The organism is Nonomuraea marmarensis (genome assembly GCF_043197025.1).
Classification (GTDB): Bacteria; Actinomycetota; Actinomycetes; order Streptosporangiales; family Streptosporangiaceae; genus Nonomuraea; species Nonomuraea marmarensis.
Genome location: NZ_JBICRM010000015.1, coordinates 14,777 through 41,101, shown reverse-complemented (window position 1 = coordinate 41,101; position 26,325 = coordinate 14,777). Strand labels below are relative to the sequence as shown.

At 68.5% G+C, this 26,325-nt stretch carries 29 protein-coding genes and 1 riboswitch; of the genes, 11 read left to right on the top strand and 18 right to left on the bottom strand.

Annotation, left to right across the window (positions count from 1 at the left end):
- Positions 1-52: 52 nt before the first annotated feature.
- The 4 genes from ACFLIM_RS24450 (at position 53) to ACFLIM_RS24435 (ending at position 3,542) form a co-directional block, all read left to right on the top strand.
- Positions 53-1,522, top strand: coding sequence for an AAA family ATPase (locus tag ACFLIM_RS24450; RefSeq protein ID WP_393169129.1), 1,470 nt, complete (start codon positions 53-55; stop codon positions 1,520-1,522).
- Positions 1,523-1,587: 65 nt separating this feature from the next.
- Complete coding sequence (locus ACFLIM_RS24445) at positions 1,588-2,553, top strand: pirin family protein (protein ID WP_393169128.1); 966 nt, start codon at positions 1,588-1,590, stop codon at positions 2,551-2,553.
- Between the two features lie 90 nt (positions 2,554-2,643).
- Entirely contained in the window at positions 2,644-3,186 is a 543-nt protein-coding gene (locus ACFLIM_RS24440) for a MarR family winged helix-turn-helix transcriptional regulator (RefSeq protein ID WP_393169126.1), read from the top strand.
- Complete coding sequence (locus ACFLIM_RS24435) at positions 3,183-3,542, top strand: nuclear transport factor 2 family protein (RefSeq protein WP_393169124.1); 360 nt, start codon at positions 3,183-3,185, stop codon at positions 3,540-3,542. Before ACFLIM_RS24440 ends, ACFLIM_RS24435 begins: the two co-directional genes overlap by 4 nt.
- Here the strand turns inward: ACFLIM_RS24435 and ACFLIM_RS24430 are convergent.
- From ACFLIM_RS24430 to ngcE, 7 genes are all read right to left on the bottom strand, one after another.
- Positions 3,535-3,864: a nuclear transport factor 2 family protein gene (locus tag ACFLIM_RS24430; RefSeq protein WP_393169122.1), complete on the bottom strand. Its 330-nt coding sequence runs from the start codon at positions 3,862-3,864 to the stop codon at positions 3,535-3,537. The two genes, ACFLIM_RS24435 and ACFLIM_RS24430, sit on opposite strands and share 8 nt — an antisense overlap.
- Entirely contained in the window at positions 3,861-4,967 is a 1,107-nt protein-coding gene (locus ACFLIM_RS24425) for a low temperature requirement protein A (RefSeq protein ID WP_393169120.1), read from the bottom strand. The genes ACFLIM_RS24430 and ACFLIM_RS24425 overlap by 4 nt, the downstream gene beginning before the upstream one ends.
- Before the next feature lie 56 nt (positions 4,968-5,023).
- Positions 5,024-5,608 (bottom strand): superoxide dismutase family protein, encoded by a 585-nt coding sequence (locus ACFLIM_RS24420; protein ID WP_393169118.1) that lies wholly within the window; start codon positions 5,606-5,608, stop codon positions 5,024-5,026.
- A 76-nt stretch (positions 5,609-5,684) separates the two neighbouring features.
- Positions 5,685-5,960 (bottom strand): 4a-hydroxytetrahydrobiopterin dehydratase, encoded by a 276-nt coding sequence (locus ACFLIM_RS24415; RefSeq protein WP_393169117.1) that lies wholly within the window; start codon positions 5,958-5,960, stop codon positions 5,685-5,687.
- 9 nt (positions 5,961-5,969) lie between these two features.
- Positions 5,970-6,767 (bottom strand): carbohydrate ABC transporter permease, encoded by a 798-nt coding sequence (locus ACFLIM_RS24410; protein ID WP_393169115.1) that lies wholly within the window; start codon positions 6,765-6,767, stop codon positions 5,970-5,972.
- Positions 6,768-6,826: 59 nt separating this feature from the next.
- A complete protein-coding gene (locus tag ACFLIM_RS24405) occupies positions 6,827-7,741 on the bottom strand; it encodes a carbohydrate ABC transporter permease (RefSeq protein ID WP_393169113.1) in 915 nt (304 codons plus the stop codon).
- 4 nt (positions 7,742-7,745) lie between these two features.
- Entirely contained in the window at positions 7,746-9,191 is a 1,446-nt protein-coding gene (ngcE, locus tag ACFLIM_RS24400; protein WP_393169111.1) for an N-acetylglucosamine/diacetylchitobiose ABC transporter substrate-binding protein, read from the bottom strand.
- 149 nt (positions 9,192-9,340) lie between these two features.
- Between ngcE and ACFLIM_RS24395 the strand changes: the two genes are divergently transcribed.
- Positions 9,341-10,573 (top strand): alkyl sulfatase dimerization domain-containing protein, encoded by a 1,233-nt coding sequence (locus tag ACFLIM_RS24395; protein WP_393169109.1) that lies wholly within the window; start codon positions 9,341-9,343, stop codon positions 10,571-10,573.
- A gap of 3 nt (positions 10,574-10,576) precedes the next feature.
- Here the strand turns inward: ACFLIM_RS24395 and ACFLIM_RS24390 are convergent, their stop codons facing one another.
- The gene (locus tag ACFLIM_RS24390) at positions 10,577-11,791 is read right to left on the bottom strand and encodes an aminotransferase class III-fold pyridoxal phosphate-dependent enzyme (protein WP_393169107.1); all 1,215 of its coding nucleotides are present in this window, start codon (positions 11,789-11,791) and stop codon (positions 10,577-10,579) included.
- Complete coding sequence (locus ACFLIM_RS24385) at positions 11,788-12,705, bottom strand: carbohydrate kinase family protein (RefSeq protein ID WP_393169105.1); 918 nt, start codon at positions 12,703-12,705, stop codon at positions 11,788-11,790. Before ACFLIM_RS24385 ends, ACFLIM_RS24390 begins: the two co-directional genes overlap by 4 nt.
- A 48-nt stretch (positions 12,706-12,753) precedes the next feature.
- On the opposite strand from ACFLIM_RS24385, the gene ACFLIM_RS24380 reads away from it, so the two are divergent.
- Both ACFLIM_RS24380 and ACFLIM_RS24375 read left to right on the top strand, forming a co-directional pair.
- On the top strand, positions 12,754-13,365 hold the full coding sequence (locus tag ACFLIM_RS24380; RefSeq protein ID WP_393169103.1) for a TetR/AcrR family transcriptional regulator: 612 nt from the start codon (positions 12,754-12,756) through the stop codon (positions 13,363-13,365).
- A gap of 10 nt (positions 13,366-13,375) precedes the next feature.
- Positions 13,376-14,008 (top strand): class II aldolase/adducin family protein, encoded by a 633-nt coding sequence (locus ACFLIM_RS24375; protein WP_393169101.1) that lies wholly within the window; start codon positions 13,376-13,378, stop codon positions 14,006-14,008.
- Here the strand turns inward: ACFLIM_RS24375 and ACFLIM_RS24370 are convergent.
- Positions 14,003-15,571 carry a DUF885 domain-containing protein gene (locus ACFLIM_RS24370; protein WP_393169099.1) on the bottom strand — a complete coding sequence of 523 codons (1,569 nt, stop codon included), beginning with the start codon at positions 15,569-15,571 and terminating at the stop codon, positions 14,003-14,005. The genes ACFLIM_RS24375 and ACFLIM_RS24370 overlap by 6 nt on opposite strands.
- A gap of 22 nt (positions 15,572-15,593) precedes the next feature.
- Here ACFLIM_RS24370 and ACFLIM_RS24365 point away from each other — a divergent pair, with 22 nt between their 5' ends.
- Positions 15,594-16,802: a DUF4032 domain-containing protein gene (locus tag ACFLIM_RS24365; RefSeq protein ID WP_393169097.1), complete on the top strand. Its 1,209-nt coding sequence runs from the start codon at positions 15,594-15,596 to the stop codon at positions 16,800-16,802.
- A 4-nt stretch (positions 16,803-16,806) separates the two neighbouring features.
- Here ACFLIM_RS24365 and ACFLIM_RS24360 read toward each other — a convergent pair whose 3' ends face one another.
- The 4 genes from ACFLIM_RS24360 to ACFLIM_RS24345 form a co-directional block, all read right to left on the bottom strand.
- Positions 16,807-17,652, bottom strand: coding sequence for an alpha/beta fold hydrolase (locus tag ACFLIM_RS24360; protein WP_393169095.1), 846 nt, complete (start codon positions 17,650-17,652; stop codon positions 16,807-16,809).
- Between the two features lie 55 nt (positions 17,653-17,707).
- The gene (locus tag ACFLIM_RS24355; protein WP_393169094.1) at positions 17,708-18,247 is read right to left on the bottom strand and encodes a hypothetical protein; all 540 of its coding nucleotides are present in this window, start codon (positions 18,245-18,247) and stop codon (positions 17,708-17,710) included.
- Between the two features lie 181 nt (positions 18,248-18,428).
- Positions 18,429-18,565: riboswitch (cyclic di-AMP (ydaO/yuaA leader) on the bottom strand.
- 161 nt (positions 18,566-18,726) lie between these two features.
- Entirely contained in the window at positions 18,727-18,879 is a 153-nt protein-coding gene (locus ACFLIM_RS24350; RefSeq protein WP_160150423.1) for a DUF5302 domain-containing protein, read from the bottom strand.
- Between the two features lie 98 nt (positions 18,880-18,977).
- The gene (locus ACFLIM_RS24345; protein ID WP_393169092.1) at positions 18,978-20,429 is read right to left on the bottom strand and encodes an MDR family MFS transporter; all 1,452 of its coding nucleotides are present in this window, start codon (positions 20,427-20,429) and stop codon (positions 18,978-18,980) included.
- Between the two features lie 56 nt (positions 20,430-20,485).
- On the opposite strand from ACFLIM_RS24345, the gene ACFLIM_RS24340 reads away from it, so the two are divergent.
- From ACFLIM_RS24340 to ACFLIM_RS24330, 3 genes are all read left to right on the top strand, one after another.
- Positions 20,486-20,983, top strand: coding sequence for a PadR family transcriptional regulator (locus ACFLIM_RS24340; RefSeq protein WP_393169090.1), 498 nt, complete (start codon positions 20,486-20,488; stop codon positions 20,981-20,983).
- A 109-nt stretch (positions 20,984-21,092) separates the two neighbouring features.
- On the top strand, positions 21,093-22,088 hold the full coding sequence (locus ACFLIM_RS24335; protein ID WP_393169089.1) for a rod shape-determining protein: 996 nt from the start codon (positions 21,093-21,095) through the stop codon (positions 22,086-22,088).
- A gap of 83 nt (positions 22,089-22,171) precedes the next feature.
- The gene (locus ACFLIM_RS24330) at positions 22,172-22,612 is read left to right on the top strand and encodes a hypothetical protein (protein ID WP_393169087.1); all 441 of its coding nucleotides are present in this window, start codon (positions 22,172-22,174) and stop codon (positions 22,610-22,612) included.
- Between the two features lie 5 nt (positions 22,613-22,617).
- On the opposite strand, the gene ACFLIM_RS24325 is transcribed toward ACFLIM_RS24330, so the two are convergent.
- Genes ACFLIM_RS24325 through ACFLIM_RS24310 form a run of 4 tightly spaced genes read right to left on the bottom strand, consistent with a single transcriptional unit; the run spans position 22,618 to position 26,196 of the window.
- Positions 22,618-23,838: an ABC transporter permease gene (locus ACFLIM_RS24325; protein ID WP_393169085.1), complete on the bottom strand. Its 1,221-nt coding sequence runs from the start codon at positions 23,836-23,838 to the stop codon at positions 22,618-22,620.
- Positions 23,838-24,560, bottom strand: coding sequence for an ABC transporter ATP-binding protein (locus ACFLIM_RS24320; protein WP_393169084.1), 723 nt, complete (start codon positions 24,558-24,560; stop codon positions 23,838-23,840). Before ACFLIM_RS24320 ends, ACFLIM_RS24325 begins: the two co-directional genes overlap by 1 nt.
- Positions 24,557-25,678: an efflux RND transporter periplasmic adaptor subunit gene (locus ACFLIM_RS24315; protein WP_393169082.1), complete on the bottom strand. Its 1,122-nt coding sequence runs from the start codon at positions 25,676-25,678 to the stop codon at positions 24,557-24,559. The genes ACFLIM_RS24320 and ACFLIM_RS24315 overlap by 4 nt, the downstream gene beginning before the upstream one ends.
- A gap of 5 nt (positions 25,679-25,683) precedes the next feature.
- Complete coding sequence (locus ACFLIM_RS24310; RefSeq protein WP_393169080.1) at positions 25,684-26,196, bottom strand: hypothetical protein; 513 nt, start codon at positions 26,194-26,196, stop codon at positions 25,684-25,686.
- Positions 26,197-26,325 lie beyond the last annotated feature (129 nt).

The following is a 26,325-nucleotide window of genomic DNA, read 5'->3' as shown; positions in this document are numbered from 1 at the left end:
ATCCCCTTTTAGGAGTCCACTCCTTATAATTGGACTCCTAAAGGAGGCCGCCATGCATCTTCCAAAGCCTGCCGACATGTTCGACCGCACGTGGGAGTGGACTCAGCTCACCAGGTTCGTCTTGGACGAGCAGCCGGGCGCCAGCCTCGGCATCGTGTCGGGCCGACGACGCCAGGGAAAGACATTCCTCCTGGAGGCTCTGTGCGAGGCCACCGGAGGCTTCTACTACGCGGCGACCGAGGTCCTGTCGCGTGCGGAGGCGCTCAGGCAGCTCGGTGACGCGATGGGGCGGCATGTCGGCTCACCTGGGACGATTCGCTTCGCGGACTGGGATGAGGCCATCGATGCCCTGCTCGCATTGGGCAACGACCGCCCGGCTCCCGTGGTCCTCGACGAGTTTCCCTATCTGGTGCACGGGACACACGAACTGCCCTCGCTGATCCAGCGAGCGTTGTCCCCGCGGCGCAGGGAACGCCTCCGGTCCCGTGCGCGGATCCTGCTCTGCGGGTCGTCGATTTCATTCATGGGCAATCTCCTGATGGGAAACGCCCCGCTCCGCGGCCGGGCGGCCCTGGAGATGATCGTGCCGACCTTCGACTTCCGGGCGGCCAGGGAGTTCTGGGGAGTGGATGACCCGCGGCTCGCCGCGCTGGTCTATCTCATCGTGGGCGGGACGCCCGCCTACAAGTCGGAGTTCCTCCGGGGCGTCGTGCCCGCGTCTGTGGCGGACTTCGACGACTGGGTGATCGAGCACGTCCTCAGCCCGGCGAGCCCGCTGTTCCGGGAGGTCAGGGCCCTCCTGGCAGAAGATCCGACGCTCAGGGACACCGGCGCCTATCACACCGTGCTCGCCGCGGTCGCCGAGGGGAACTGCACCCGGGGTTCCATCGCGAGCAGGATCGAGCGCAAGGCGACGGACATCTCCCACCATCTGACCGTCCTCGCGGACGCGGGGCTCCTCACCGTCGAGCCGGACGCGTTCCGGCAGAACCGCTCGGCGTACCGAATCACCGAGCCGCTGGTCCGCTTCTACCACTCGGTTATGAGGCCGATGTACGCCCAGCTCGAACAGGTGCGCCCAGGCCGGACCGAGCGCATCTGGAAGGGAGCCCAGCCTCGCTTTCGCAGCGCTGTGGCAGGGCCGGTCTTCGAGCACATGTGCAGAACCTGGACACATGACATGGCGGCCGACGAGACGCTCGGCGGCATGGCCATACGGGTTCTGTCAGGTGTCGTTCACGACCCTGCTTCCCGCAACAGCCACGAGGTCGATCTCGTCTCATTCGACCCCGACGGGAACCTCCTGGCCATCGGCGAGGCGAAGTGGGGCGACGTGGTGGGGATGGCCCATCTGGAACGCATGGAGAAGATCGCGGCCATCCTGAAAGCCCGTGACCAGGAGCCCAAGGTCATCACGCTCTTCAGCGGCACCGGGTTCATGCCCGCGCTGGAGGAGGCCGCCGCGAAGAGCGGCGGGCGGGTTCAGCTGGTGGATCTGGAACGGCTCTATGCGGGTGAGTGAGCGGCGCGGAATAGTTGAAAAGTAAATCGAGTTGAGTCGGGCAGATCCGCTGGAAGGAGCGCGACATGCCTGCCGTGACCGTAGAGAACCCGCTCAGCCTCCCACGTCTCCCCGAGCCCGCGGCCGGGAGTCCCGAGCGTAAGGTGCTCGCCGTCGAGACCGCGCCCAGCGGGTTCGAGGGGGAGGGCTTCCCTGTCCGTAGAGCCCTCGCGGCGATCAAACCCGAGTATCTTGACCCGTTCGTGATGATGGACCAGATGGGTGAGGTGGACTACGCGGCGGGCGAGCCGAAGGGCACGCCGTGGCATCCGCACCGGGGGTTCGAGACCGTCACCTACATGATCGACGGCGTGATCGATCACCTCGACTCCAACGGTGGGGGTGGCACGATCACCAACGGGGACACGCAGTGGATGACCGCCGGGTCCGGAATTCTTCACAAAGAAGCGCCTCCTGAGTGGCTGGTGCAGCAGGGCGGGCTGTTTCACGGGATCCAGTTGTGGGTGAACCTGCCGGGGGCCAAAAAGATGATTACCCCGAAATATCAGGACATCGGGAGCTCTAGCGTCACGCTGCTGAGCAGTCATGACGGTGGGGCGCTGGTGCGGCTCATCGCGGGGGATCTCGCCGGGAACGTCGGGCCCGGGAGCACGCAGACGCCGATCACGCTGCTGCACGCCACCGTCTCCCCCGGTGCGCGGCTGATCCTGCCGTGGCGGAAGGACTTCAACGCGCTCGCGTACGTGCTGTCAGGAAGAGGGACGGCAGGGGCTGAGCGGCGGCCGTTCCATGATGGGCAGCTTGCGGTGTTCGAGGGGTTCGGGAACCGGCCGGGGCTCGCCACGTCCGGCGAGAGCATCACGATCTCGGCCAAGGACGCGCTCGAAGTGATCATCCTGGGCGGCGAGCCCATCGGCGAGCCGGTCGCGCACTACGGGCCGTTCGTCATGAACACCCGCGACGAGCTGGTCCAGGCCTTCGAGGACTTCCAGGCCGGCAAGCTCGGCACGATCCCCGCGCAGCACGCCTGAACACCACCTCCAGAGGCCCGTGCCCCCTGTCGGCACGGGCCTCTTTGCGCAATCTGGAAGTACGTAATAAAGTGCTGCTTCATTATGAAGATGGAACATGATTCAGCCGGGTTGCTCTTCGATCCTCGGGCGAGGGCGGCCATGTCAGAGTTCGCCGGAGGTGACGGCACGCTCGCGTTCGAGGCCGCGGCCGCCGTCCGCACCGCGTTTCAGGCCGTCGAACGGATGCGCTCCCACGGCAGCGAGGGCCGCGGGCTCAGCTCGGGGGCGATGGACCTGCTGCTCCGCCTGAGCTCGGCAGGCGAGGACGGCGTCAGCATCGGCGAGCTGGCCCAGTCGGCGGGCGTGAGCTCCAGGAACGTCACCGGTCTCGTCGACACCCTCGAACGGGACGGACTCGTGCGGCGGGTGCCCGACCGGCGTGACCGGCGCTCGGTGCTGGCGCAGATCACCCAGGACGGGCGGGCCTGGATCGAGGCGTTCAGGAAACCTTCGCAACTCGCCATGGCGGCGATGTTCAGGGGGTTCTCGGCGGAGGAGCTGACCACGTTGCGGCACCTGTGCCTGCGGCTGGCCGAGAACCAGCGGCAACTGGCCGAGCACCTGAGCGCTCAGGAGGTGACCGAACGATGAGCACGAGAGAGGTCGTCCGGGGTTATCACGACGCCCGGTTCCGCGGTGACGTCGCCGCCGCGGCGGCACTGCTGGCCGAGGAGTTCTCGTTCAGGAGCCCGTTCATCTCCTCCGCCGACCGCACCGGGCACCTGGCGGGGCTGGAGGGCTTCCTGCAGGTGGTGACCGGGGTGGAGCTGATCAGCGAGCTGTACGGGGAGTCGGAGGCGACGCTGGTCTACGACGTGCACACGGCAACGCCCGCCGGGACCCAGCGCACGGCGGAGCACTTCCGGCTCCAGGACGGGAAGATCACCACGATCATGCTGATCTTCGATGCGGCGCCGTGGCAGCCGATGGCGGCCGTGATCAGCTGAGCGGGAGCGCGGCCGCCGTCTGGCGCCAGATCCTGCCGTCCTTGACCACCAGGGTGCCGAAGGTCGTGACGTGGTTCGCGCCGATGGTCATCAATGCGTTGTAGAAGATCACGTCGTCGGTCGTCTGGAGCGAGACGATCTCCTCCACCTGGGGCTTCGCCGACAGGTACGCGGTGAACAGTTGCCTGATCTCGGCGGGGCCCCTGGCGACGCGGTCGAAGCGGACGACCGTGGCGTCCTCGTGGTATTGGCCGAGCAGGGCCTCCAGGTCCTGGTCGGCGATGGCGGCCAGCTGGCGGTCGAACACGTCCTTGATGGTCATGCGGCCCCTTCGGGAAGCGGGCGGGACAGGTCATAGGCCACCTGCGCCGCCCCGAACAGCAGGATGAGCGGCAACGCCGCCGCGACCGGCAGCGCGGACGCGGCCAGCGTGAGCGCGGCGGCACTCAGGCGGATGGCACCCGCGCGGCGGTCGCGCGAGCACAGGTGCTGCAGACCGAGTACGGCGAGCACCAGCGCGGCCGGCACCCCGACGGACCAACTGGTGGCGGACGGGTGCGCGATCGCGTGCTCGATCCCGATCCCGAACGCCACCAGGCCCAGCGAGAGCGGCAGATGCGAATAGACCCACACCTGCCCGGCCAGTTGGGTACGGAGCACGACGGACTCGTCGATGTGGCCGAAGTACAACCACCAGAATCCCATCGCGATCGCCACCCCGGCCAGGGCGATCAGCAACGTGCCCGGCGTGACGTCGTGACCCTTGAGCCCGATGACGACCGCGGCGACGACCTCCCCGAGCACGATCACCACGAACAGCCCGAAACGCTCGGGCAGGTGCTCGCTCTGCGGCGGCAACTTGCCCTGGTACCGACGGGCGAGCAGGGGCGTGGCGAGGTCGATCACGAGGGCGACGGCCCAGAACGCGTACCGCTGCGGCGGGTCCACGGCGAGCGAGGCCAGCCAGATGAGCGCGGCCACGGTGAACCCGGCGGCATAGCGCACGGTCAGCGGCCTGGCCTCGGGTACGTGGCGACCGACCCGAACATAAGCCACGATCAGCAGCACTCTGGCCACGACATACGAGATGGCGAAAAGTCCGGAACGCTCCCCGATATCCCCCACGCTCGCCGCCATGGTCGCGACCGCCAGGATCTGCGGCAACGCGAGGAGCCGGTGGCTGACGTCGTCCGTGTCGAACCTGTTGGCATAGAAGACGTATCCCGCCCAAGCCCACCAGACCGGTACGAACAGCCCCACGAACGTGAGGACCCGGCCGAGATCGGCGCCCCCGGCGAGCACGTCGGCCAGCTCGGCGACGGCCACGACGAAGACCAGGTCGTAGAGCAGCTCGAGCCAGGTCGCCCGGCGGTGCGCGTCTTCGAACAACCGTAACCGGGGCGGCTGCCACTGGCGGCTGGTCACGAGTCCTCATACCTCCGCTATGTAATTGTGTAATTATGCCCCAGATTATCTACCGCTCATGACGACTTCTTGAGGGTCAGGCAGGCTATGCGGGCTCCGGCCGTACCGACTTGGGGGCCTGAGGTCTTGGTGGGCTGGGCGTGGATCACGAGCGAGCCCGGCAGCTTGGCCGGGTCGAGCGCCCAGTCGTGGCGGGCCGTGGAGCGGCCCGCGCCGTCGTCGTTGGTGGTGACGTCGAGCCAGACCTCGCTGTCCGGGTTGATCTGGCCGGCATGGTGCTGATAGTGGGGGCCTGAGTCGTCCGGCTTCTTGCCGCAGGCCTTGGCGTGCAGGTGGGCGCCGTAGTGGCGCCTGGGGAGCAGCCCCTCGACGACGAGCGAGGTGCGGGTCTTGTTCCCGGTGGACTCGGTGGTGAGGCTGGCCTGGGACCCCTTCGGGGCCAGCCTGCGGTCGTAGGCGATGGCTCCAGTGCCGGTCCCAGTGTCGGACGCGGTGAACTCGCCGCCGCCGGACAGCGTGATCGCGCCGTCAGAAGATCGCTCGGCGGGAGCGGGGGCGTTCTGGAGCGGGGCGGGAGGACCCGCACACCCCCCGGCGCCGGCTGCGGTCAACAGGATGAGCAGGAATGCGGGCACGCGCATAAGACCCCCCATGGTTTGAGCTCCAAGAGGGCACCCACTCTAACGAGTGATCGGCCGGATACGGTGAGTATTCGCCTCAGGCGCCGTGTTTCGCCGCGATGTCGTCGATCAGGGCGGCCAGCGTGAAGTCGCGGTCGGTGAGTCCGCCCTGGTCGTGGGTGGTCAGGGCCAGGTGCAGGGTACGCCAGCGGATGTCGATGTCGGGGTGGTGGTTGAGCTCCTCGGCCCTCACCGCGATCTCGTCGACGATGCGGATGGCGGCGGGGAAGTCGGGCGCGGTGACCGAGCGCCGGATCTCGTTGCCCTCTAGCCGCCATTCGGGCAGGTCGTTGAGCTTGCCTTCGATATCCATGGGGCCACGTTACTTCAGCGCGCCGGAGCTGAGCCCCGACTGGATCTGGCGCTGGAAGATGATGTAAATGACCATGACGGGCAGGATCGTCATGCTCAACGCTGCGAACAATCCCGGCCAGTCCGCTTCATATCCCGCCAAAGTGGATATTTTCGCTATTCCTTGAGTGAGGACCCATTTGTCCGGGTCGCCGGCCAGGAGCACGAGCGGCAGGAGGTACTGGTTCCACTGGCCCAGGATGTTGAAGATGGTGATGCTGATCAGGCCGGGCTTGGCCATGGGGACCATGATCTGGAAGAACGTGCGAGTGTGGGAGGCGCCGTCGATCGTGGCGGCTTCGGCGACGGCTTCCGGCAACGTCCGGAAAAATGCCGCTAAAAAGAAGACGGTGAACGGGAGGGAATAGGCGATATATACGAGGACGAGGCCGAAATGGGAGTTCAACAGGCCGACCTGCTGGACGACGAAGAAGAGCGGCCCCAGCGCCAGGAAGACCGGAAACGCCAAACCGGCCACAAAATAGTAATAAATCAGCTTATGGCCGAAGAACTGATACCGAGCCAGTACGTACGCCGCCATCGACCCGAACACCATCGTGCCCGCCGTCCCGAAGAAGACGACGATGACCGTGTTGAGCATGTACTGCCCGATGTGCGCCTTGTCCCACGCCCGACCCCACGAGTCGAGCCGCAGCGCCCCGGGTAGTTGTAGCGGGTCGCCGAAGATCTCGGTGTTGTTCTTGAACGACGCCAGGAACGTCCACAGCAGCGGCAGGATGATCAGCAGCGCCCAGACGGCCAGCGCCACGTGCGAGAGCCCACTGAGCACGCTCGGCCGCGGCCTGCCCATGTCACGCGAGGCCATTTCTACAGCTCAACCCTCTCACGCCTGGTCGTACGCAATGTCAGCACGGCGAATGTCACGGTCAGGAAGAACAGCGCCACGCCCATCGCGGACGCGTAACCGACCTTCTGATAGGAGAAGGCGTTCTTGTAGATGGTGATCGGAAGAATGGTGGTGGCCCCGTCGGGCTCTCCTTTGTCCCCCACCAGCACCTGGATCAGCGCGAACCCGTCGAAGGCCGCGATCCCCAGATAGATCCAGCCGACCTGGATGGTGTCCCGCAGCAGCGGCAACGTGATCGAGAAGAACAGCCGCAGGCGGCCCGCCCCGTCTATCGCCGCCGCCTCGAAATAGTCCTTGGGAATGGCGGCCATACCCGCCGAGAACAGCACGACATAGAACCCGACGCCCTGCCAGACCATCACCGCGATGACCGACCAGAGCGCCAGTCCCGGCTCGATGAGCCAGCCGACGGGTTCGATGCCGAGCCGGGCCAGCGCCCCGTTGATGACCCCGTCCTCGTCCGGCCGGTAAATGGCCTGGAAGAGCACCCCGACCACGGCCACGGCGAGGACCTGGGGGAAGAAGAACACCACCCGGTAGAACCTCGACCCCCAGACTCCCCTCATTCCGGCCCCGCGCGTGCCCCCGCCGAGATTCAGCAGGAAGGACAGGAACAACGCGATGACGATCGTCGCGAGCGGCAGCACGAGCAGCAGGATCGCGTGATTACGCAGGGCCTGCCAGAACACCTCGTCCTCGAACAACCGGCCGAAGTTGTCCAGCCCCACGTACCGGACGATCGAGCTGTATCCGTTCCAGCTCGTCAGCGAGAGCTGGAACGCCTGGATGTAGGGGCTGATGACGAAGACCGAATAGAGCGTGAGCGGGACGATGAGAAATCCGGCGACGAACCCGTACTTGCGCAACCGCTCCATGTGCTTACTGGCTCCGCGTCTGCTTGGCGACCGCGTCGTCCTGCTTGATGCCGTCGGCCTTCTTCTGCATGTTGGCGCAGAACTTCTCCGGGGTGATGCGGCCGGCCATGACCACGTTGATCTGCTCGGTGCCGTAGTCGAACAGCTCCTTGTACCAGCCCTCGAAACGCGCGTCGGTGATGATGTTCTGGCCGGCCGCGTCCTGGGCCTTGGCGGCGCTCACCAGGCCGGCGGGCAGGTCGAGGCCCGTGGCGGCGCCGTTCACCGCAGTGAGGTTCTTGGTCTTCTCGGTGAATCCCCGCGCGCCTTCCTGGGACAACATGATGCGCAGGTATTCGAGTCCGCCCTGCGGGTTCTTGCCCTTGGCCGCGACGACGAAGTTCTCGCCGACGCCGACCTGGATGGCGCCGTACGCCATCTTGTCGGCCGCGGTGACGTCGGGAATGGGGGCGATGGCGTATTCGAAGTCCGCCGGCTTGTCCTTGGCCATCTCGTTCTCGACCCAGGAGCCGACAGGATAGAACAGGAGCTCGTTCTGGAGCTGCTTGACCTGGGTCTGGGTGTGGTCGAGGCCGAAGTACGCTTTGTCGCCATATTTCGTCTGAATGTCCACCCAGGCGGTGACCGCCTGCCTCATCGGCTCGGCGTTCCAGGCGTTGTCGACCAGGTTGTCGATGTCGATGATGACCTGGTTGCCGCCGATCTTGGCGGCGGTGTAGAGGACGTTCCAGAGCTGGTAGTACGGGCCCTTCTGCCCCGGGTACGCGAAGAGCAGGATGCCCTCCTGCTTCGCCGTGTCTCCCAGCGCCGTGAACTCGGCCCACGTCTTCGGCAGCGCCCAGCCCTTGGTCGCGAACAGCTTGGCGTTGTACCAGAGCGCGCGGTGGGACACGGTGTAGTTCAGCACCAGGTCCCTGCCGTTGATCTTGGCGTTGTCGATCACGGCGGGCGTGACGGTGTCGCGGACCTTCTTGGCCGGGTCGTCGATCGAGGGCGCGTCGAACAACACGCTCAGGTCGGCCAGGTGCCCCTCCGCCGCCAGCGCCGCCAGGTCCATCGACTCCGGGCCGGAGTTGTTGAGCACGTCGGGGACGTCGCCGCCGACGAAGCGCGGGCGGAGCTGGGTGCCGATCTGCTGGGTGGCGTTGTGCTTGATCGACACGCCGGGGAACGCCTTCTTGTAGAGCTCCTCGTGCAGGTCCTTGGCGTACGCGTCGCCGTACCCGCCGCTGAAGATGACCACTTCGAGCGGCTTCTTGGCGTCGACGCCGAACGGGTTCTTCGCATCCGCGGAGGCCGCGATCGACGTGGACGGCGCGGCCGAGGGCTCGCCTCCGGTGCCGGCGGTGGCGCAGGCGCTCAACAAGCCCGCGCCGGGACCGGCGACGAACGCGGTCATGCCGATGCGGCGGAGCAGCTGACGCCGTGTGATCTCGCCCGGGTGGGTCATGGGGGGCTCCTGATGAATTAGGAAAGTTTCCTAAACGTTTGCCCGAACGTACGAATGGCCACCGACGCGCGTCAAGGGGGCGCAATCGAGACGTGACCTTCACGTGATTCCCTTGCCTAGAACGACGTTCTAGAAGCAGGGTGGGTCACATGATTGTCGAGTACGCGGAGCGCGTGTGGCGCGGGGAATCAGACGACAGCATCGTGGACGCGGGCATGGAGGGCAAGGGCGTCCAGACAGTAACGGATGGATTGGGCTGGTGGTCAGGGTTCGGAAATGTCATCGCATTCGAGACCGAGGGGGAGTTGGTGCTGTTCGACACGAGCAGTCCGTTCTCGGCCTCGCAACTGCACGAGGACGTGCGCCGATGGAGCCGGGCACCGCTGACGACCGCGTTCTACTCGCACGGACATATTGATCATGTGTTCGGGACGGGGCCGTTCGAGGAGGCGGGGCCGCGCGCCACGGTTTATGCCCATAAAGCCGTAGTTGACCGGTTTGAGCGTTATTTGGTGACAAATGGCTACAATGCGGTGATCAACCAGCGGCAGTTCCAGGCCCCCAACCTCCGCTGGCCCACCGACTACCGTTACCCCGACGTCACGTACACCTCCAGCCTGACCGTGCGGCGGGGCGGCCTGACGTTCGACCTCCTGCACGCCAAGGGCGAGACGGACGACGCGACCATCGGGTACGTGCCCGAGCACCGCCTGCTGCTCCCCGGCGACCTGTTCATCTGGGTGACGCCCAATTGCGGCAACCCGCAGAAGGTCCAGCGTTATCCCCGGGAATGGGTGCACGCCCTGAACCTCATGGCCGCCATGGACGCCGAAATCATGCTCCCCAGCCACGGCGCCCCGATCTTCGGCCGCGACCGCATCCGTAAAGCACTGCTGGAAACCGCCGAATGGCTGGAATCGCTCGTCACGCAAACCCTGGAGCTGCTCAACGCGGGCGCACGGCTCGACGAGATCGTCCATTCCGTGCAGCCGCCCGCCCACCTGTCCGACCGCCCGTATCTGCGCGCCCGCTACGACGAGCCGGAATTCATCGTACGGAATCTGTGGCGGCTCTACGGCGGCTGGTACGACGGCAATCCGGCCAATCTCAAACCCGCACCCGACGCGGTTCTCGCGAAATCGGTCGCGGATTTGGCGGGCGGCCCCGCGGCCCTCGCGGACGCGGCACTCAAGGCCCTTTCCGGCGGCGACGAACGCCTGGCCGGGCATTTGGCGGAAATGGCCGCCCTGGCGGCTCCGGACGACGCGGGCGTGCATCGCGTACGCGCGGAGGTCTTTTCCACCAGGGCGGCCAATGAGTTGTCGCTCATGGCGAAAGGCATTTTCACCTGGGCCGCTTCGGAGTCCAGGCGGCGCTCATGAACGTCAGCCGAAGTGGGCGCGGGTCTCGGCGAAGGCCTGGTCCGTACCCTCCAGTGCCCTCGTTACGTCCGCCTCCGTATGCGCGGCCGACATGAACCAGTTGTGCCACGGGTGGATATAGACCCCGTGCCGCAAACAGGCATCGCTCCAGTACAGCGCGACCGACAGATCCGCGTCCCCGTCGAAGCTGAGCCACGGGATCGTCACCGGACCCGTCTGGTTCACCACGAAGCCATGGGACTTGGCCTGCGCGTACAGGCCCTCCCTGAGCTGGGTGCCCGCCCTCTCCATGGAGCCGATGCCGCCGGTGTCGCGCAGGGTCTCGATGGTGGCCTTGGCCGCGGCCATCGCCACCGCCGAGAACCAGAACGAGCCCGTCGAGTACAGCGTCTGCGCCGCCCCGCGCAACGCGTCCGTGCCCGTTACGGCCGCGATCGGGTAGCCGTTCGCCATGGCCTTGGACCAGGCCGTCAGGTCGGGGCGTACCCCATAGGGCTCCCACGACCCCCGCAGGTCGATCCGGAAGCCCGCCCGCACGTCGTCGATCACCAGCGCGGCCCCGAGCCGGTCGGCCAGGGCGCGGGCGCCGCGGGCGAAGGCCGGCTCCACCAGCTCCTGGTCCTCGAACGAGTCGTGCTTGAACGGGGTCACGATGATCGCCGCCACGTCCCCCTCGACGGTCGCCGCCGCGGCCTCCAAAGACGTCAGGGAGTTGTACGTGAACTCCACCAGGTCGGCCCGCTCGTTCGGCGTGGTCCCCGACAGGGATGGGGTACACCAGGGGTCCGCCCCGTGATAGGCCCCGTGGGCCACCAGCACTTTCGTGCGCCCGGTGGCGGCGCGGGCGACCATGAGGGCCTGCGTGGTGGCGTCGGTGCCGTTCTTGGAGAACATCGCCCAGTCGGCGCTGGGCACGGTGTCCACGAGGAGTTCGGCCAGCTCGACCATGATCGGGCCGGGACCGTTGAGGCAGTCGCCGAGGGCCGCCTGCTCGGCGGCGGCCGCCTCCACGCGCGGGTGCCGGTGACCGAGCACGACCGGGCCCCAGCTGCACATGAAGTCGATGTACTCGCGCCCGTCCACGTCCCACTGCCGGCATCCCTCGCCCCGTGCGAAGAACTGGGGGAAGCCGGGGGCGAAGAGGGCGGCGTTGAGGTGGCCGTACATGCCGCCGGGGACCACCTTCATGGCCCGCCGGCGGAGCTCTGCGTCAGTCATCCGAGGATCCTTAGGGTGGAGTCGAGGTCGGTGAGGCCGGCGTCGGAGCCGAGCCCGGTGGCGACGCGGGCGGCGGCGGCCGTGCCCCAGCGGGCGGCGGTCAGGATGTCCTGAGCGTGGAGGAGACCCGTGAGGAACCCGGCGCAGTACGCGTCGCCGCAGCCGGTCGTGTCCGAGACGTCCGTCTTCAGGGCGGGTACGCGTTCGGAACCATCCCCGGTCACCACGAGGCTGCCCGACTCCCCCAGTGTGACCAGGACGCCGCGGGGTCCGTCGGCCAGCAGGGCAGCCGCAGCCTCCTCGATCCCCAGCGCCCCGGTCATGAGCAGGGCCTGGGCCTCGTTCGGGAGGACGTAGTCCACGTGGGGCAGGAAGGCTCGGGCCATTCCCAATAAGTCGGGCATCTCCGAGAGGAGGTCCATGGTGACGATGGTGCCCGCCGAGCGGAGCGAGTCCAGGAGGGCGAAGAACGCCGGGTCCCCCAGGCCGAACGTGACGTCCATGCCGCCCAGATGGATCGCCCGCGCCGCGCGCAACACCGAGACGTCCAGGTCCGCGTACGTCACCCCGAGGTTCGCCCCGGGCACGTGGAAGCTGGGACGCCCGCCGTCGGGCCTGATGGGCAGGATCGAGGCGGCCGTCTGCGCCCCCGCCTTGCGCACCAGGCAGGAGACGTCCACGCCCCGCTTGGCCAGCACCGCCACCAGGAAGTCGCCCAGCTCGTCGTCGCCGATCGCCCCCATGGTGACCACGGAGTTGCCCAGCTTGACCAGGTCCACCGCCGTGCCCGCGGCGGCCCCGGCGGCGGTGAGGCGGATCTGGTCCACCAGTACGGTGTCCTGGCCCTCGGGGATGTGCTCGATGGGCCGGGCGAGGATGTCGACGATGTGGACGCCGACGGTGACGACGGTCATAGTCTAAATAGACAGACGTCCGAATAAAAAGTCAACGGGAGGCAGCGGATGCCGAAGATCGTCGATCACGACGAGCGCAGGCGGGAGGTTCTGTCAGCGGCCCGCCGGGTGATCGTCAGGGACGGCATCGACGCCGCCACCACGCGGGCCATCGCCAAGGAGGCCGGATATTCCAACGGGGTGCTGGCCCACTATTTCGCCGACAAGGACGAGATCCTTTTGTCGGCGTTGCGCCAGTCGCACCAGCGCATCAGGGCCCGGCTGACCAGGAAGGTCGAGGGGGTGACAGGGCTGGCGGCGCTGCGCGAGCTGCTGCTGGACAACCTGCCGCTGGACGCCGAGCGTACTCAGGAGAGCCGGTTGGAGGTCAGCTTCTGGAGCCGGAGCCTGGCCTCGGAGCGGCTGGCCGAGGTGCAGCGGGCGGAGGCTGGCGAGTTGCGCGCCGCCGTACGCGACCTGCTCGGGCAGGCCCGCGCGGCCGGAGAGCTGCGCGCGGACGACAACCTGGATGACCTGACCGAACACCTGCTCGCCCTGGTCGACGGCCTCAGCCTGCACCTGCTCCTCTACCCGGACCGCCTCACCCGCGTCGATCTCGGACGTCTCATGCTGCGCGCCCTCGACGCATTCCGGCCCGCCGCCGGCCAAACGACCGACTAAGTTCGACCGCATGAGCCTGCGTGAGCAGTTGTGCGAGTACGGCCGGCGCGCCGCCGAGCTGGGCCTGGTCATCGGCACCTCCGGCAACCTGAGCGTGCGCCACGGCGATCTGGTCGCGGTCACCCCGTCGGGGGTGGCGCTCGACCGGCTGACCCCGGAGGTGTGCCCCATCGTGGACACAGAGGGGCATCTCGTGGAGGGCGAGCTCCAGCCGTCCAGCGAGACCCCCATGCACCTGGCCGTCTACGAGGCCACGGACGCCCAGGCCATCGTGCACACGCACTCGGTGTTCGGGACGGTGGTGGCCACGACGATGACGGAGCTGCCGCCGGTGCACTACAACGCGCTGCTGCTCGGCGGGGTGGTCAAGGTGGCCGAGTACGCCACCTACGGCACCCCCGAACTGGCCGCCAACGTGCGCGAGGCGCTGCGGGGCAAGCAGGCCGCCCTGCTGGCCAGCCATGGCGGGGTGACCATCGGGGCGACGCTGGAGCAGGCGTTCGAGGCGACCCGGCTGCTGGAGTGGCTCTGCGAGGTGTACGTGCGGGGGCTCGGCGTCGGCAAACCGGCGATCCTGACGGAGGAGCAGCTCACGGCCGTGCTGGACCGCGCGCTGAACCCCCCGACGTTCCCCCGGCTATGAGAGCGCGACCTGCTCCGCCAGCCCCAGCGGCAGCCCGCCGGAGCCCGCGATCCGGTCGTGGAACTCCTTCAAGGACCCCCGGAACGACTCACGGATGCGCCCGATCTCGATCGCGCCCGTCAGGTAGGAGGGCGCCTGCGTGGGCCAGGCGCAGTAGCGGTTCACCTCACCCTGCGCCGTGCCGGGCGACAACGACGCCTTCGTGGCCATGAACGTCTCCGCCTGCTCGATCGACATGTCCTCGCAGTGCAGCGCCGTGTCCACCACGATCCTGGCGGCGCGGAAGATCCGGCAGTCCAGGTGGGCCAGCTCGGTGGCCGGCGTGTCGAAGTAGCCCTGCTCGTGCAGCAGCTTCTCGACGTAGAGGGCCCAGCCCTCGGTGAAGTACGAGGTCCTGAAGACCTTCCTGACGGTACGGGGGTTGCCCGCCATGTACGACAGATGCCAGTGATGCCCCGGGTATGCCTCGTGCACGGAGATCGACGGCATCTGGGCCCGCGAATTCGTGCGCAGGCGCTGGCGTACCTGCTCGGGGGTGAAGTCGTCAGGCGTGTAGGGGACGAAGAAGACGCCCGTGCGCGAGGCGCTCAAAGGCGGCGGCGAGAGGTAGTGGGCGACGGACAACACCGGCCGGCTGTACTCGGCCGACGGCAGCACCAGGCACTCCTCGCCGTCCGCGAACGTCACCAGGTCCCGCTCGCGCACGAACTCCCGTGCCCGCTGGGTCTCCGCCTCGTACTCGGCCCGCATGTCGGCCAAGGTCGGCGGATGGTCGTCCATGAGGACCTCCATCGCCGCCCGCCAGTCCGCGCCGCCGTTGACCTGGACCGCCACCTCACGCATGCGCGCGTCCAGCTCCGCCCAGGCGACCTTGCCCTTCTCGTGCAGCTCGGCGGCGCCGTACCCGAGCAGCTCGCGCTCGCGCAGGAGGGTGGAGTAGAGCCGCTCCCCCATCCGCCAGGTGCCGCCGCACTCGAAGCCCTCCAGGAACGTGACGAGCTCGTCGAACGCCCGCGCGGCCGGCTCGGCGGCCTCGGCCAGCTTGGCGCGCAGGCCGGGGTCGTCGACCATGGACGGGATCGTGCGGGTGAGGAAGTTGCGGCCGGTGCGCGCCTGGCCGAGCCCGCGCTTGATCAGCAGCGGCGCCGCCAGGTCGGGGTCCAGGTTCGCCCGGCAGGCGGCCAGCACCCCGGGCACCTCGGCCAGCCGGGAGATCGCGGCCGCCACCAACTCGGGCTCCGGCTTGAGCCGGCGCTGGAACGGCGTGTACATCGCGGTGAAGATCGTCTGGAGGTAGGGCGCCGGGTCGCGGCGCCACTCGGGCCAGGACGCCAGCGCGATCGAGCCCCTCAGCTGCGAGAGGACAAGATCTCTGTCGATCGCGTCCTCGAAAGACGTGGCCTCGGTCGCCGACAGTCGTTCGAGCCAGCGGACCTGCTCGCGCTCGCGGGCGGTCCAGGCAGTGGCGGTGAAGTCGCCGAGTGTGTGATCGTAACCGTCTGCCCCCAATATGCTGGCGAAGACGGGGCGGCCGGAAAAGTACCACTTGAGAAACTCGTCCACCGATGCACCTTATCCTGAGCAAATGCCCCTTCAGATCACCGGCGCGCTAGGCGACCCTGACCTGATCCGCCTCCCCTGGGAGGTCCCCCTGCAAGACTGGCCGCAGCATCACCTGGTCGATCTGCCGCGCGGCATCTCGCGGCACGTCGTGCGGTTCGCGCGGCTGTCCGGCAAGGTGTACGCGATCAAGGAGATCAGCGAGCGCTACGCCAAGCGGGAGTACCAGTTGTTGTGGGACCTCGCCCGGATCGACGCGCCCTCCGTGCAGCCCGTGGCGTACGTCACCGGCCGCGACAACGACCTGGACGCGGCACTGATCACCAGGCACCTGCAGTTCTCCCTCCCCTACCGCGCGGTCATGTCGGGCACGCTCCGGCCCGACACGCTCACCCGGCTGCTCGACGCGCTGGCCGTGCTGCTGGTGCGGCTGCACCTGAACGGCTTCTACTGGGGCGACTGCTCGTTGTCCAACACGTTGTTCCGAAGGGACGCGGGGGCGTTCGCGGCCTACCTGGTGGACGCCGAGACCGGCGAGATGCACCCGATGATCAGCGAGGGCCAGCGGCTCGGCGACATCGACGTCGCGCACACGAACATCTTCGGCGAGATGCTCGACCTGGAGGCCGGCGGGTTGCTACACCCGTCGATCGACCCCATGGACACCGCCGAGGACGTCGTCACCCGCTACCACCGCCTGTGGGACGAGATCACCCAGAGCGAGATCATCGAGGAGGTGGACTGGCACCGGGTGGAGCAGCGGATCAGGCGGCTCAACCTGCTGGGCTTCGACGTGGCCGAGATGATGGTGCGGCGCAAGGTCGGCACCGGGCGGCTGATCGTCCGCCCGAAGGTCGTGGACGCCGGGCACCACCAGCGGCGGCTGCTCAGGCTGACCGGGCTCGACGTGGAGGAGAACCAGGCGCGGCGGCTGCTGAACGACCTCGACGGGTTCCGGGTGGCCAAGGGGCTGCGGCACGAGGACGAGGCCATCGTGGCGCACCGGTGGCTGGCGGAGGTGTTCCAGCCGACGGTCGAGGCCATCCCCGCAGAGCTGCGCGGCAAGCTGGAGCCCGCGCAGCTCTTCCACGAGATCCTCGACCACCGCTGGTACCTGTCTGAGGAGGCCGGCGCCGACGTGGGCCTGACCACGGCGGTGAAGTCGTACGTGGACAACGTGCTGGTCCACAAGCCCGACGAGCAGGCGTTGCTGCCCGACGAAGCCGCAGAGTAGGCACTCAGGCGGTGGTCAGCTTGGTGATCTCAGCCACGATCTGGGGCCACAGCGGCTGCGGCAGATCGTGCCCCATGCCCGGATACGTCACCAGCCGGGCGCCGGGGATGGCCGCCGCCGTGGCCCGGCCGCCCACGATCGGAACGAGCTGGTCGGCCTCTCCGTGCATGACGAGAGTGGGCACGCTCACCCCGGCCAGCGACTCCGTACGGTCGCCGGAGGCCATGATGGCGGCCAGTTGCCGGGCCGTGCCCGCGGGGTCGAAGCACCGGTCGTAGGCCAGCCCCGCCATCGCCATCACCTTCTCCCGGTCCAGCTCGTAGCCGGGCGAGCCGATGGTCGACCAGGTCGTCACCGCCTGCGCCCGCACGGATTCGCGGTCGGCGGGGGGCCGGGCCATCAGCACGGCGAGCGCGGCCTCGGACGGCGGGGCGATCGACGGGCCGGGCGTGGACATGATGGAGGTCAGGGTCAGCAGTCGTCCGGGATGCCGGATGGCCAGCGTCTGGGCGATCATTCCGCCCATCGAGGCGCCGACCACGTGGGCGGCGGGCCAGCCGAGGGCGTCCATGAGCCCGGCGACGTCGTCGGCCAGGTCGTCCAGCAGGTACGCCGACGGCGCCCCCTGCTCCGGAACGCCGTGGTCGTGGAAGTGGGTGGACAGGCCGGTGTCGCGGTTGTCGAACCGTACGACGTGGTGTCCCTGCTCCGCCAGGAGCTCGCAGAGCCCTTCGTCCCAGTGGATGAGCTGGGCGCCGAGCCCCATGATGAGGAGCAGCGGCCGTGCTGCGGGCGAGCCGAAGCTCTCGTAGGCGATTTCGATGCCGTTCGCGGCTACGCGGGTGGTCACGAGGACCAGAATGTCATTCTGGTCCTGCTCTCGTAAAGGCGCCGGGATGCCGGTCCTACTCGGACCACGCGCCGGTGGAGAAGGGGACCGGATAGTTCTTCTTGCCCGGGCCGTCGCCCCACTTGGTGATGACGTAGTCGATGTCGATGTGGCCCTGCCCGCCGACGCCGTCGACGCCCAGCGTGTCGGAGTTGAACGAGCCACCGGTCAGCTCGGCGAACGTCTTGGCGTCGAGGTCCAGCATGACGCCGCGGCTGGAGGGCTCACCAGGCCCGCGATCTCCTACGAAGAAGGGCAGCTTCTTGCCCTTGTAGATCACGTACCCCTCGGTCAGCAGCGGCCAGCTCGGGCTGGCGGCCAGCCCCTTCTGCATGGGCTTGCCGCTGGCCGGCAGTCCCGTGTCACCGGCGCGACCGGAGGAGTCGTCCCAGAAGTAGGACGCCGTGGTCGAGCCCTTGAGCAGCACCTTGTCGTCGGTGCCGGAGTCGGCGCGGGCCGCGGCGCAACAGGTGACGGTCAGCACGCAGGTGGTGGAGGCGGTGAGCAGAGCGAGGGAACGCAGAGCGAGGGAACGCAGGCCAGAGCAAGCAGACATGGAGCATCGAATCCTTCGCGCAGGGGATGGGGGATTGCGCTCGCCTGGCGGAATGCCTGGCCGGACACGAGGCCCGATGCCGGCTACGCGGAGCGCACAGGGGGGAACCTAGGGAAGGGGGCCGCTCAGTGAACGGCCGGCACTACGTCTCCTGGGGGTACGCCGCTGCTGTCCATGGGGCACGTCCTCTCCCTCACGCCTACCGGGTTAGCTGACGGGTTCGGGCGTGGAGATGCCCTACCGACACGCGGTCGGATTCACCCCACAATCAGGTGGGTCCCCGGTTCCCGACTGCTCGGGATTCGGCGCCAGCGGCGGTCCCTCTTTGGTAAGGGCCAGGTCACCGGCTGGTAATGGGCAAAAACATAGCACCGATTCGGACAAACGCCAATGATTCACCATGAACCGGGCAAAGATCTACCTTTGGTCGGGAATGAGAAAGGGGGCACGGCATGCCGTACCCCCTGCGGACCCGAGCCTCAGCCGCCGCTCTTGCGCCTGAACGATCTTTTACTCGCAGCCGGACCGTGCGCCCCGTGGATCTTCGATGGGTCGCCGCCCCTGCCACCCGCGCCCGAGTCGGCATGCTGGTTACGCTTTCGCTCCAGCGCCTCACGGAACTTGCGCTTCATTTCGTCCTCGGGAGTTTCGTCGGTTTCCGGCTCCGGTGTTTCCGCCATGAGAGGACCTCCGTGGTGTTGGGGACAATCACAGCTTCGCACGCCACCGCTTATGACGCGAAACCGACCTCGACCTTGTTCTCCGGTACGGCCGGCGCATCCAGCCTCTTGGCCGGCATCGCTACCAGCGCCACCAGGGCGACCAGCGCCCCCACCACCCCGATCGACGGGATGACGAGGGCCGCCGCGGAGGCATGCGCCGCGGCCACGCCGTGCACGAGGGCGTTGGCGGTGACCGTGGAGGTGTAGAGCGTGCCGCCCACGGCCAGCGCCACGGAGCCGCCGATCTGGCGGAAGAAGGTCAGGTTGGCCGAGGCGGTGCCGATGTACTGCGGCTCGACGGACTGCTGCGCGGCCATGGTCAGCCCGGACAACATCGGCCCCATCCCCAGCCCTATCAGCGACATCCATCCCGCCAGCGCCACGGCACCGGTCTGCAGGGTCAGGTTCAGGCACAGGAGGGTGCCCGCGACGAGGAGGAACGGGGCGGCGACGAGCCACGGCTTGTAGACCCTGGTCCTGGACGTGAGCACGCCCATGAGAACGCTGCCCACGACCATCGCCAGCGTCATCGGGTAGATCCGCAGCCCCGACTCGGTGGCGCTGACGCCGAGGGCCTCCTGGAAGTAACGCGGCAGGAACACGACTCCGGCGTACATGCAGAAGGCGGTGAAGAAGGAGGTCAAGTTCACCAGCGTGTACGTGCGGTTCCCGAACAGGTGCATGGGCATGATCGGACTGGCCGCCCGCCGCTCCACCAGCACGAACACCGCCAGCAACGCCAGCGCGAGCACGATCGGCCCGGCCACGGCCGCGTCGGTCCACGCGTTCCCGTCGAGCCCCTTCTCCGTCAGCCCCAGCAACAACGCGGTGATGGCCACGGTGAACACGGCGATGCCCGCGTAGTCCGGCCGGCCGCCGCCGACGCCTGGCCGGTTCGGCAAGCGCAGCACCACGATCGCGATCAGGACCAGGCCGAGCGGCACGTTCACGTAGAAGGCCCAGCGCCAGGTCGCGTGGTCGGTGAACAGCCCGCCGAGGAACGGCCCCGCCAGGTACGTCAGCCCCATCACGCCGCCGAGCGCGCCCTGGACGCGGGCTCCGTTCGTACTCGGCGGGAACAGCTCCATCACCAGCGCGATCGACAGCGGCAGCAGCGCGCCCGCGCCGAGCCCCTGGAGCGCGCGGAAGGCGATGAGCTGCACCATGTCCTGGGCCACCCCGCACAACGCCGAGCCCGCCACGAACACCACCATCCCGACCAGCAACAACGGCTTCCTGCCGTGCTGGTCGGACAACCTGCCGTAGAGGGGGACCGTCACCGTGGAGGTGAGCAGGTAGGCGGTCACCACCCAGACGTAAAGGGACGAGCCGCCCAGCTCGCTCGTGATGCGTGGCAGCGCCGTGCCGACGATCGTCTGGTCGAGCAGCGCCAGGAACATCCCGCCGAGCGCGGCGAGCAACACCAGTCCCTTGCCCTTGGGATTCATGTCAGTAGTCACAGGTAAATGTTTATATGTAAGCTCTGACATGTCAAATCTTCGATATGCTGGCAGGCATGTCCCTACGGATCGCGCTGCTCGGGCTGTTGTCGGGTGTGGGCCCGGCCAGCGGCTATGACCTGGCCAAGAAGTTCGAGCACTCGCTCAACCACGTCTGGCAGGCCGGGCACACGCAGATCTATCCGGAGCTGGTGAAGATGGCCTCCGACGGGTTGGTGGCGGTGGAGTCGGAGGGCGCCAGGGGGCGCAAGATCTACACGATCACGCCGGAGGGCACGCGCGAGTTGCACGAGTGGATGGTGGATCACGCGCCGTCGCTGACCATCCGCAGCGAGATCGCGCTCCAGGCGTTCCTGCTCCCGCTGCTCGACAGGGACGAGGCGATCGCGACGGTCGAACGGATCAGGGCCGGCTACCAGGCCCGGCTGGCGGTGCTGGAATGCAAGGGGGGCGAGGCCGGGCTCGGCAAATATGCGCTGAGACTCGGCTTGAGCCAGCTCCGCACCAGCATCCAGTGGGCCGACGAGACGCTGGCCGACCTCAAACGCGCCTGAACGCCAGCAGGCGGAACACCGGGTAAAGGGGTTCCGTTCCGTTCATGGTGTTGTGTTGGAGCCGCTCAGGAAATAGACCCGGCATGATGCTCGAGCCCCCGGTACCGCCATGAGTCTCCTCGGTCGTGACCTGGCGATGGACCTGGGCACGGCCAGCACCCGAATCTACGTCAAGCGCAAGGGCATCGTGCTCGACGAGCCCTCCGCCGTCATCCGCGACACCCTCACGGGCAAGGTCATCGGGTACGGCGCGGAAGCGGCCGACGGCGCCGACGCCGACGCCGACGCCGAGACGTGCTGGCCGGTCAGCGGCGGCCTGCCGGTCGACAACGAGCTGGCCCGGCGCATGATCCGGCATTTCCTGCGCAAGGTGCACCGGCATCCGTTCTCCAGGCCGCGCATCGTCATGGCGCTGCCCGAGGACTCCACCCCGATCGCGCAGCTGGCGCTGCGCGACATGGCGTTCGAGGCGGAGGCCAGGGGGATCCTGCTGATCCCGCACGCGCTGGCGGCGGCGCTCGGGGCGGGCCTGCCGGTCATGGACTGCGTCGGGAGCATGGTGATCGACATCGGCTGCGACACCGCCAGGGTCGCGGTGGTGTCGAGCGGGGCCGTGGTGGCGGCCGGCGCCGTTCCCTACGGCGGCCGGACCATGAACAGGTCCATCGTCCGGTGGGTGGAGTGCGAGTACGGGCTGCTGCTCGACGAGCCGGAGGTGGAGGCGGCCAAGCGGCACGCGAGCAGCTGGAAGCCGCTGGACCGGGCGGTGCCGGTCCGCGGGCACGACCCGCACGCCGGTTTCGAACGCACGGCGGCGTTGCCCGTACAGGGGATCTACGAGGCGACCAGGCAGCCGGTCGAGTCCATCGTGCGCGCGGCGGTCGAGACCGTGGAGCGTTGCCCCGCCGAGCTGGCCGCGGACCTCGTGGAGCGGGGTGCGGTGCTGGTGGGGGGAGGTTCGTTGCTGCGAGGGCTGGGGCGGCGGCTGCGTTCGGCGCTGTCCATGCCGGTTCGCAGGGCGGAGCGCCCGCTGGACTCCGTGGCCCTCGGACTGGGCCGGTGCGCGGAGGACCTCGGCCTGATCTCGAGGCTCCGGCGCCGATGAGCGACGTCCAGCGCCGCGCGGCATAATTGTGCATTTGCGTGATTTGCCCGATAGGCTCGGATGATCTCGGATATCGTCCCAACGTGCACGCCGGCCGTCACGCTGTTTCCGCGATTCTCTTTTGCGTCGCGGCGATAACGGCCTGCGCGGCGGCCTCCGAGTTACCCACCCTCGAAGAGGCCACCAGGCAGCTCGACCTCGACGCCGGCACCCTGCTCAGCGCCGCCGAACTCGGCTTGTCGGCCGTCGAGCGGGCCGAGGACGACACCTGCGTATCCGGCCAGGTGCGGCACTTCTTCCGCGCGGAGAGCGACCTCGCCGACGCCTCCGAAGGGCTGCTGGACAAGCTCCAGGTGATGGGCTACAGCGAGGTGGTCGACGACGTGGACCTCCGCGACGAGGACCAGGACGTGTCGGTGCTGCGTAATCCGAAGACCCGCCTGACGTTCGAGCTGACCGTGCTCGCCGGAGAGAAACCCGGGGTCCGGATCGTCGGCAAGACGACCTGCTACGCGACCGAATAACCACCCTACGGCGTTGCCAGGGCCTCTGTCGGGGACAGGCGGGCGGCGCGGATGGCCGGATACAGGCCCGCCACGGCGCCGATCAGCAGGGTCGCCGCGAGGCCGCCGATCGTGGCCCAGGCGGGCACCACGGAGGGCCAGCCGCTGTAGAACGCGTAGCCCATCGTGACCCCCATGCCCAGGAGCACACCGCCGCCTCCGCCCATGGCCGACAGCAGGAGCGACTCCGCCAGGAACTGCGTGCGGATCTGGCCGCGGGTGGCCCCCAGCGAGCGGCGCAACCCTATCTCCGCCCGGCGTTCCAGGACCGAGATGACCATCGTGTTGGCCACGCCGACCCCGCCCACCAGCAGCGCCACCGCCCCGACCCCGAGCAGGAGGTTGGCGAACGCCTGGCTGGTCGCCTGCTTGGCCGCCAGCGCGTCCGACGGGCGGGAGACGTCCACCTCGTTCGGCGCCTCCGGGTTGGCCGTGCCGGCCAGCACCTGGCGTACGGACTCCAGCCTGGCCTCCTCCGAACGCGTGTAGAGCGTGGTCGGATGCCCGTCGAAGCCCAGCCTGGACTCCGCCACCGGCCAGCCGACCAGGACGCCGCTGTCCAGGTCCGTGGCCAGTGCCACCGGGGCCAGCACGCCGACGACCGTGAAGCGGATGCCGCCGACGATGACCTGGGTGTCCGGGCCCGCCGCGCCCACCCCGAGCCGCTGGGCCGCGGTGGCGCCGAGCACGGCGGCCGGGTAGCGTTCGGTGGCCGCGTTGAGCCAGGTCCCGCTCTGGAGCGTCGCCCCCACGGTGGCGGGCAGGTCGAGGCGGACGGCGTACGTGCTGAGGCCGCCCGTCTGGGCCTCCGGGATCTGCTCGGAGCGGTAGACCTTGGCCTCCCCGATCTTCCCGGTCGACGAGGCGGCCTCGACCGGGCCGATGCGCTCGATCATCGCCTCCGCGTCCTTCGGCATCTGCGCCGCCTCGCCCATGAGCGTGGTGCCCGACGAGACGGTGAGCAGGTTGGTGCCGAGCGCGGAGAGCGTACGGTCGAGCTCGGCGCCCGACGAGGACGACAGCCCGACCACGCCGACCATGGCCGCGATGCCGATGGCGATGCCGAGCGCGGACAGGAACGCCCGCAGCGGACGCGTGCGCAGGCCGATCGCGCCGACCCGCATGATGTCGCGCGGCCGCATTCTCGCCGGGGCCAACTTCGGCCGGCGCACCTCGACTACTCCCATCACGCCACTCCTGTTTCCACTGGTTTCGCGGGCAGGGACTCGGGGCTCACCGCGGAGTCCGAGATGATCCGGCCGTCTCGCATGCGTACCTGCCGGGGCAGGCTCGCGGCGATCTCCCGGTCGTGGGTGATGATCACGATGGTGGTGCCGCCGGCGTTCAGCTCGTGCAGCAGCTCCATCACCCCCGTGCCCGAGACCGAGTCCAGGGCGCCGGTGGGCTCGTCCGCCAGCACCAGCGGCGGGTCCCCCGCCACGGCCCTGGCGATGGCCACGCGTTGCCGCTCGCCGCCGGACAACTCGTGCGGCTCGTGGTCCAGCCGGTGCCCGAGCCCCACCCGTTCCAGCGCCGCGGTCGCGCGGCGGCGCCGTTCGGACCTGCTCAGGCCGGTGTAGACGAGGCCGTCGGCCACGTTGTCCAGCGCCGGGACCTTCGCGGCCAGGTGGAACGACTGGAAGACGAAGCCGATCGTGGTGGCCCGCAACGCGGAGAGCTGGTTGTCCGACAGCTTCGACACGTCGTACCCGTCGATGTGGATGGTCCCCGCCGACGGCCGGTCGAGGGTGCCGACGACGTTGAGCATCGTCGACTTCCCCGAGCCGGACGGGCCGGCGATGGCGACCAGCTCGCCGTGCTGGACCCGGAGAGACACCTCCGTCAGCGCCGCCACGCCGCCGGGGTAGGTCCTGGAGACATCCGTCAGGGCGATCATGGGGTACGTCATTTCGGCATCCCCACGGTCATACCCTCGGTGAGCCCGTCGCCGGTGACCTCGACCCGGCCCCCGGCGAACAGACCCGTCTTAACACCGATATATCGGGACCTGCCGCCTTCGACCACTTCCAGGCCGTACCCGCCCTCCTGGAGCGCCACCAGCGCCGCGACCGGCACCGTGAGCACGTCCTTGCGTTTGGAGGCCGTGAACGTCACATCCACCGCGGCCTTGTCCAGCCCGCGCGCGGACTTGGTGTTGCCGATCGACACGAGCGCCTCCAGCCGGGTCTCCGGCTCGGCGTTCTGGCCCTCGCCCGGCTCGATGACCGTGGCCACGTCGGTGATCTTGCCGTTCACGCTCTTGCCGTCCGGCAGCGTCACCTCGACCTTGGAGCCCTTCTTGGCCATGCGCTGGTCCTCGGCCTCCAGCCGTACCGTGACAACCTTGGACGTGCCGGTATACGTCAGGACCTTCTGACCGGGGGTGGCCGGCTGGCCCTCCTCGGACTCCAGGCTCTCCACCCGTACCTTGCCGGGGGCGAAGACGATCCGGCCCAGCTCGACCACGCCGGTCTCGTCCAGGCCCCGGTCCTCCTGCCATTCCCTGACGGCCTCGGCCGTGTCGTAGGTGTACTCGTCGTCGACCGTGAAGCCGTCGTAGCCGAGCTTGCTGAGGTTGCGTTCCAGGTTCTCGACGTCCTTGCCCTCCGTACCGATCTTGAGGTCGCGGTAGGCGGGCGGGGAGCCGTACATGAGCATGACCGGCTTGTTGTCCACCCGGTACAGCGACTTGCCGCGGGTGATCTGCGCGCCGCTGTCGGGCAGCCAGGTGATCGTGCCGGGCTGCCGGCTCACCGCCGTGGTCACCGGGCCGTAGCCGAGTTCGCCGTCGGCGTCCCTGGTGTCGTTCAGGGTCTGCTTGGTCACCGGGGTCGTGGCCGGGGGCAGGGCGCTGGCCGACTGGGTCGGGCCGGCGTTCCCGTCGAGCAGGCCCGCGCTGTTCACGGCCACCAGCCCGCCGGCCGCGGCGGCCACCACGACCAGGAGCCCGGCGGCCACCTTGCCCCGGCCGCGGCGGCGGCGCGGGCGCGCCGCGTCCGGCTCCGCCTTCCCGTCAAGGGTGGCCATACCCATCAAGAACCCCCCATGCCGGCCTCGGCGGCTTCCTTCTGGCACTTCTCCTGGGCGGTCTTGAAGTCGGGGTCCTCGGCGACGTCGCCGGTGATGCGCATCATGCCGCCGTCGGGGTCGGGGTAGCTCTCCACGCCGTTGTCGCGCATGCACTGGGCGAGCTTGCGCAGGTTCTCGGCCATCTTGGGGTCGGCCTGGCCGGACCGCTGGCCGCTCGGGGCGTACTGCTTGCACGCCGCCTGGGCCTGCTCGACCTTCTCTCTGGGAACGCTCCCGTCGAACTTCATCATCATGCCCTTGCCCGGCTCGGGGTCGGGGACGTCCACGCCGTTCTCGCGCATGCACTGGGCGAACTTGAGGTTCCTCTGGTGCGGGTCTTCGCTGGGCTTCGCGCTGGCCGCGGCCTGGTTGCCGGTGCCGTTCACGGACGCCACGTCGGAGCCGCCTTCTCCCCCGCCACAACCTGACAGGAACAGGGCGGCCGCTGACAGCGCGATGAGGACTCGTCCTCGCATGAATTTCTCCTCCATCGAATGAACGTCGTACGAGGGGAGATGCAATACGGCACCCTGTTTCTTCAGCGTTTCCACCGGCATCTGTCGCGGTTTATCCGGACCAAATGCCTCCTCGGCCACACTCGGCTC

What these genes read in the sequence shown, in the direction of transcription:
- ACFLIM_RS24310 (WP_393169080.1), bottom strand. Translation starts at nt 26,196, where the DNA reads ATGCGAGGACGAGTCCTCATCGCGCTGTCAGCGGCCGCCCTGTTCCTG.
- ACFLIM_RS24350 (WP_160150423.1), bottom strand. Translation starts at nt 18,879, where the DNA reads ATGAAGCGCAAGTTCCGTGAGGCGCTGGAGCGAAAGCGTAACCAGCAT.
- ACFLIM_RS24390 (WP_393169107.1), bottom strand. Translation starts at nt 11,791, where the DNA reads ATGACTGACGCAGAGCTCCGCCGGCGGGCCATGAAGGTGGTCCCCGGC.
- ACFLIM_RS24440 (WP_393169126.1), top strand. Translation starts at nt 2,644, where the DNA reads ATGGAACATGATTCAGCCGGGTTGCTCTTCGATCCTCGGGCGAGGGCG.
- ACFLIM_RS24315 (WP_393169082.1), bottom strand. Translation starts at nt 25,678, where the DNA reads ATGGCCACCCTTGACGGGAAGGCGGAGCCGGACGCGGCGCGCCCGCGC.
- ACFLIM_RS24420 (WP_393169118.1), bottom strand. Translation starts at nt 5,608, where the DNA reads ATGCGCGTGCCCGCATTCCTGCTCATCCTGTTGACCGCAGCCGGCGCC.
- ACFLIM_RS24375 (WP_393169101.1), top strand. Translation starts at nt 13,376, where the DNA reads ATGAGCCTGCGTGAGCAGTTGTGCGAGTACGGCCGGCGCGCCGCCGAG.
- ACFLIM_RS24385 (WP_393169105.1), bottom strand. Translation starts at nt 12,705, where the DNA reads ATGACCGTCGTCACCGTCGGCGTCCACATCGTCGACATCCTCGCCCGG.
- ACFLIM_RS24325 (WP_393169085.1), bottom strand. Translation starts at nt 23,838, where the DNA reads ATGGGAGTAGTCGAGGTGCGCCGGCCGAAGTTGGCCCCGGCGAGAATG.
- ACFLIM_RS24450 (WP_393169129.1), top strand. Translation starts at nt 53, where the DNA reads ATGCATCTTCCAAAGCCTGCCGACATGTTCGACCGCACGTGGGAGTGG.
- ACFLIM_RS24340 (WP_393169090.1), top strand. Translation starts at nt 20,486, where the DNA reads ATGTCCCTACGGATCGCGCTGCTCGGGCTGTTGTCGGGTGTGGGCCCG.
- ACFLIM_RS24405 (WP_393169113.1), bottom strand. Translation starts at nt 7,741, where the DNA reads ATGGAGCGGTTGCGCAAGTACGGGTTCGTCGCCGGATTTCTCATCGTC.
- ACFLIM_RS24335 (WP_393169089.1), top strand. Translation starts at nt 21,093, where the DNA reads ATGAGTCTCCTCGGTCGTGACCTGGCGATGGACCTGGGCACGGCCAGC.
- ngcE (WP_393169111.1), bottom strand. Translation starts at nt 9,191, where the DNA reads ATGACCCACCCGGGCGAGATCACACGGCGTCAGCTGCTCCGCCGCATC.
- ACFLIM_RS24445 (WP_393169128.1), top strand. Translation starts at nt 1,588, where the DNA reads ATGCCTGCCGTGACCGTAGAGAACCCGCTCAGCCTCCCACGTCTCCCC.
- ACFLIM_RS24380 (WP_393169103.1), top strand. Translation starts at nt 12,754, where the DNA reads ATGCCGAAGATCGTCGATCACGACGAGCGCAGGCGGGAGGTTCTGTCA.
- ACFLIM_RS24415 (WP_393169117.1), bottom strand. Translation starts at nt 5,960, where the DNA reads ATGGATATCGAAGGCAAGCTCAACGACCTGCCCGAATGGCGGCTAGAG.
- ACFLIM_RS24355 (WP_393169094.1), bottom strand. Translation starts at nt 18,247, where the DNA reads ATGTCTGCTTGCTCTGGCCTGCGTTCCCTCGCTCTGCGTTCCCTCGCT.
- ACFLIM_RS24395 (WP_393169109.1), top strand. Translation starts at nt 9,341, where the DNA reads ATGATTGTCGAGTACGCGGAGCGCGTGTGGCGCGGGGAATCAGACGAC.
- ACFLIM_RS24320 (WP_393169084.1), bottom strand. Translation starts at nt 24,560, where the DNA reads ATGACGTACCCCATGATCGCCCTGACGGATGTCTCCAGGACCTACCCC.
- ACFLIM_RS24430 (WP_393169122.1), bottom strand. Translation starts at nt 3,864, where the DNA reads ATGACCATCAAGGACGTGTTCGACCGCCAGCTGGCCGCCATCGCCGAC.
- ACFLIM_RS24435 (WP_393169124.1), top strand. Translation starts at nt 3,183, where the DNA reads ATGAGCACGAGAGAGGTCGTCCGGGGTTATCACGACGCCCGGTTCCGC.
- ACFLIM_RS24365 (WP_393169097.1), top strand. Translation starts at nt 15,594, where the DNA reads ATGCCCCTTCAGATCACCGGCGCGCTAGGCGACCCTGACCTGATCCGC.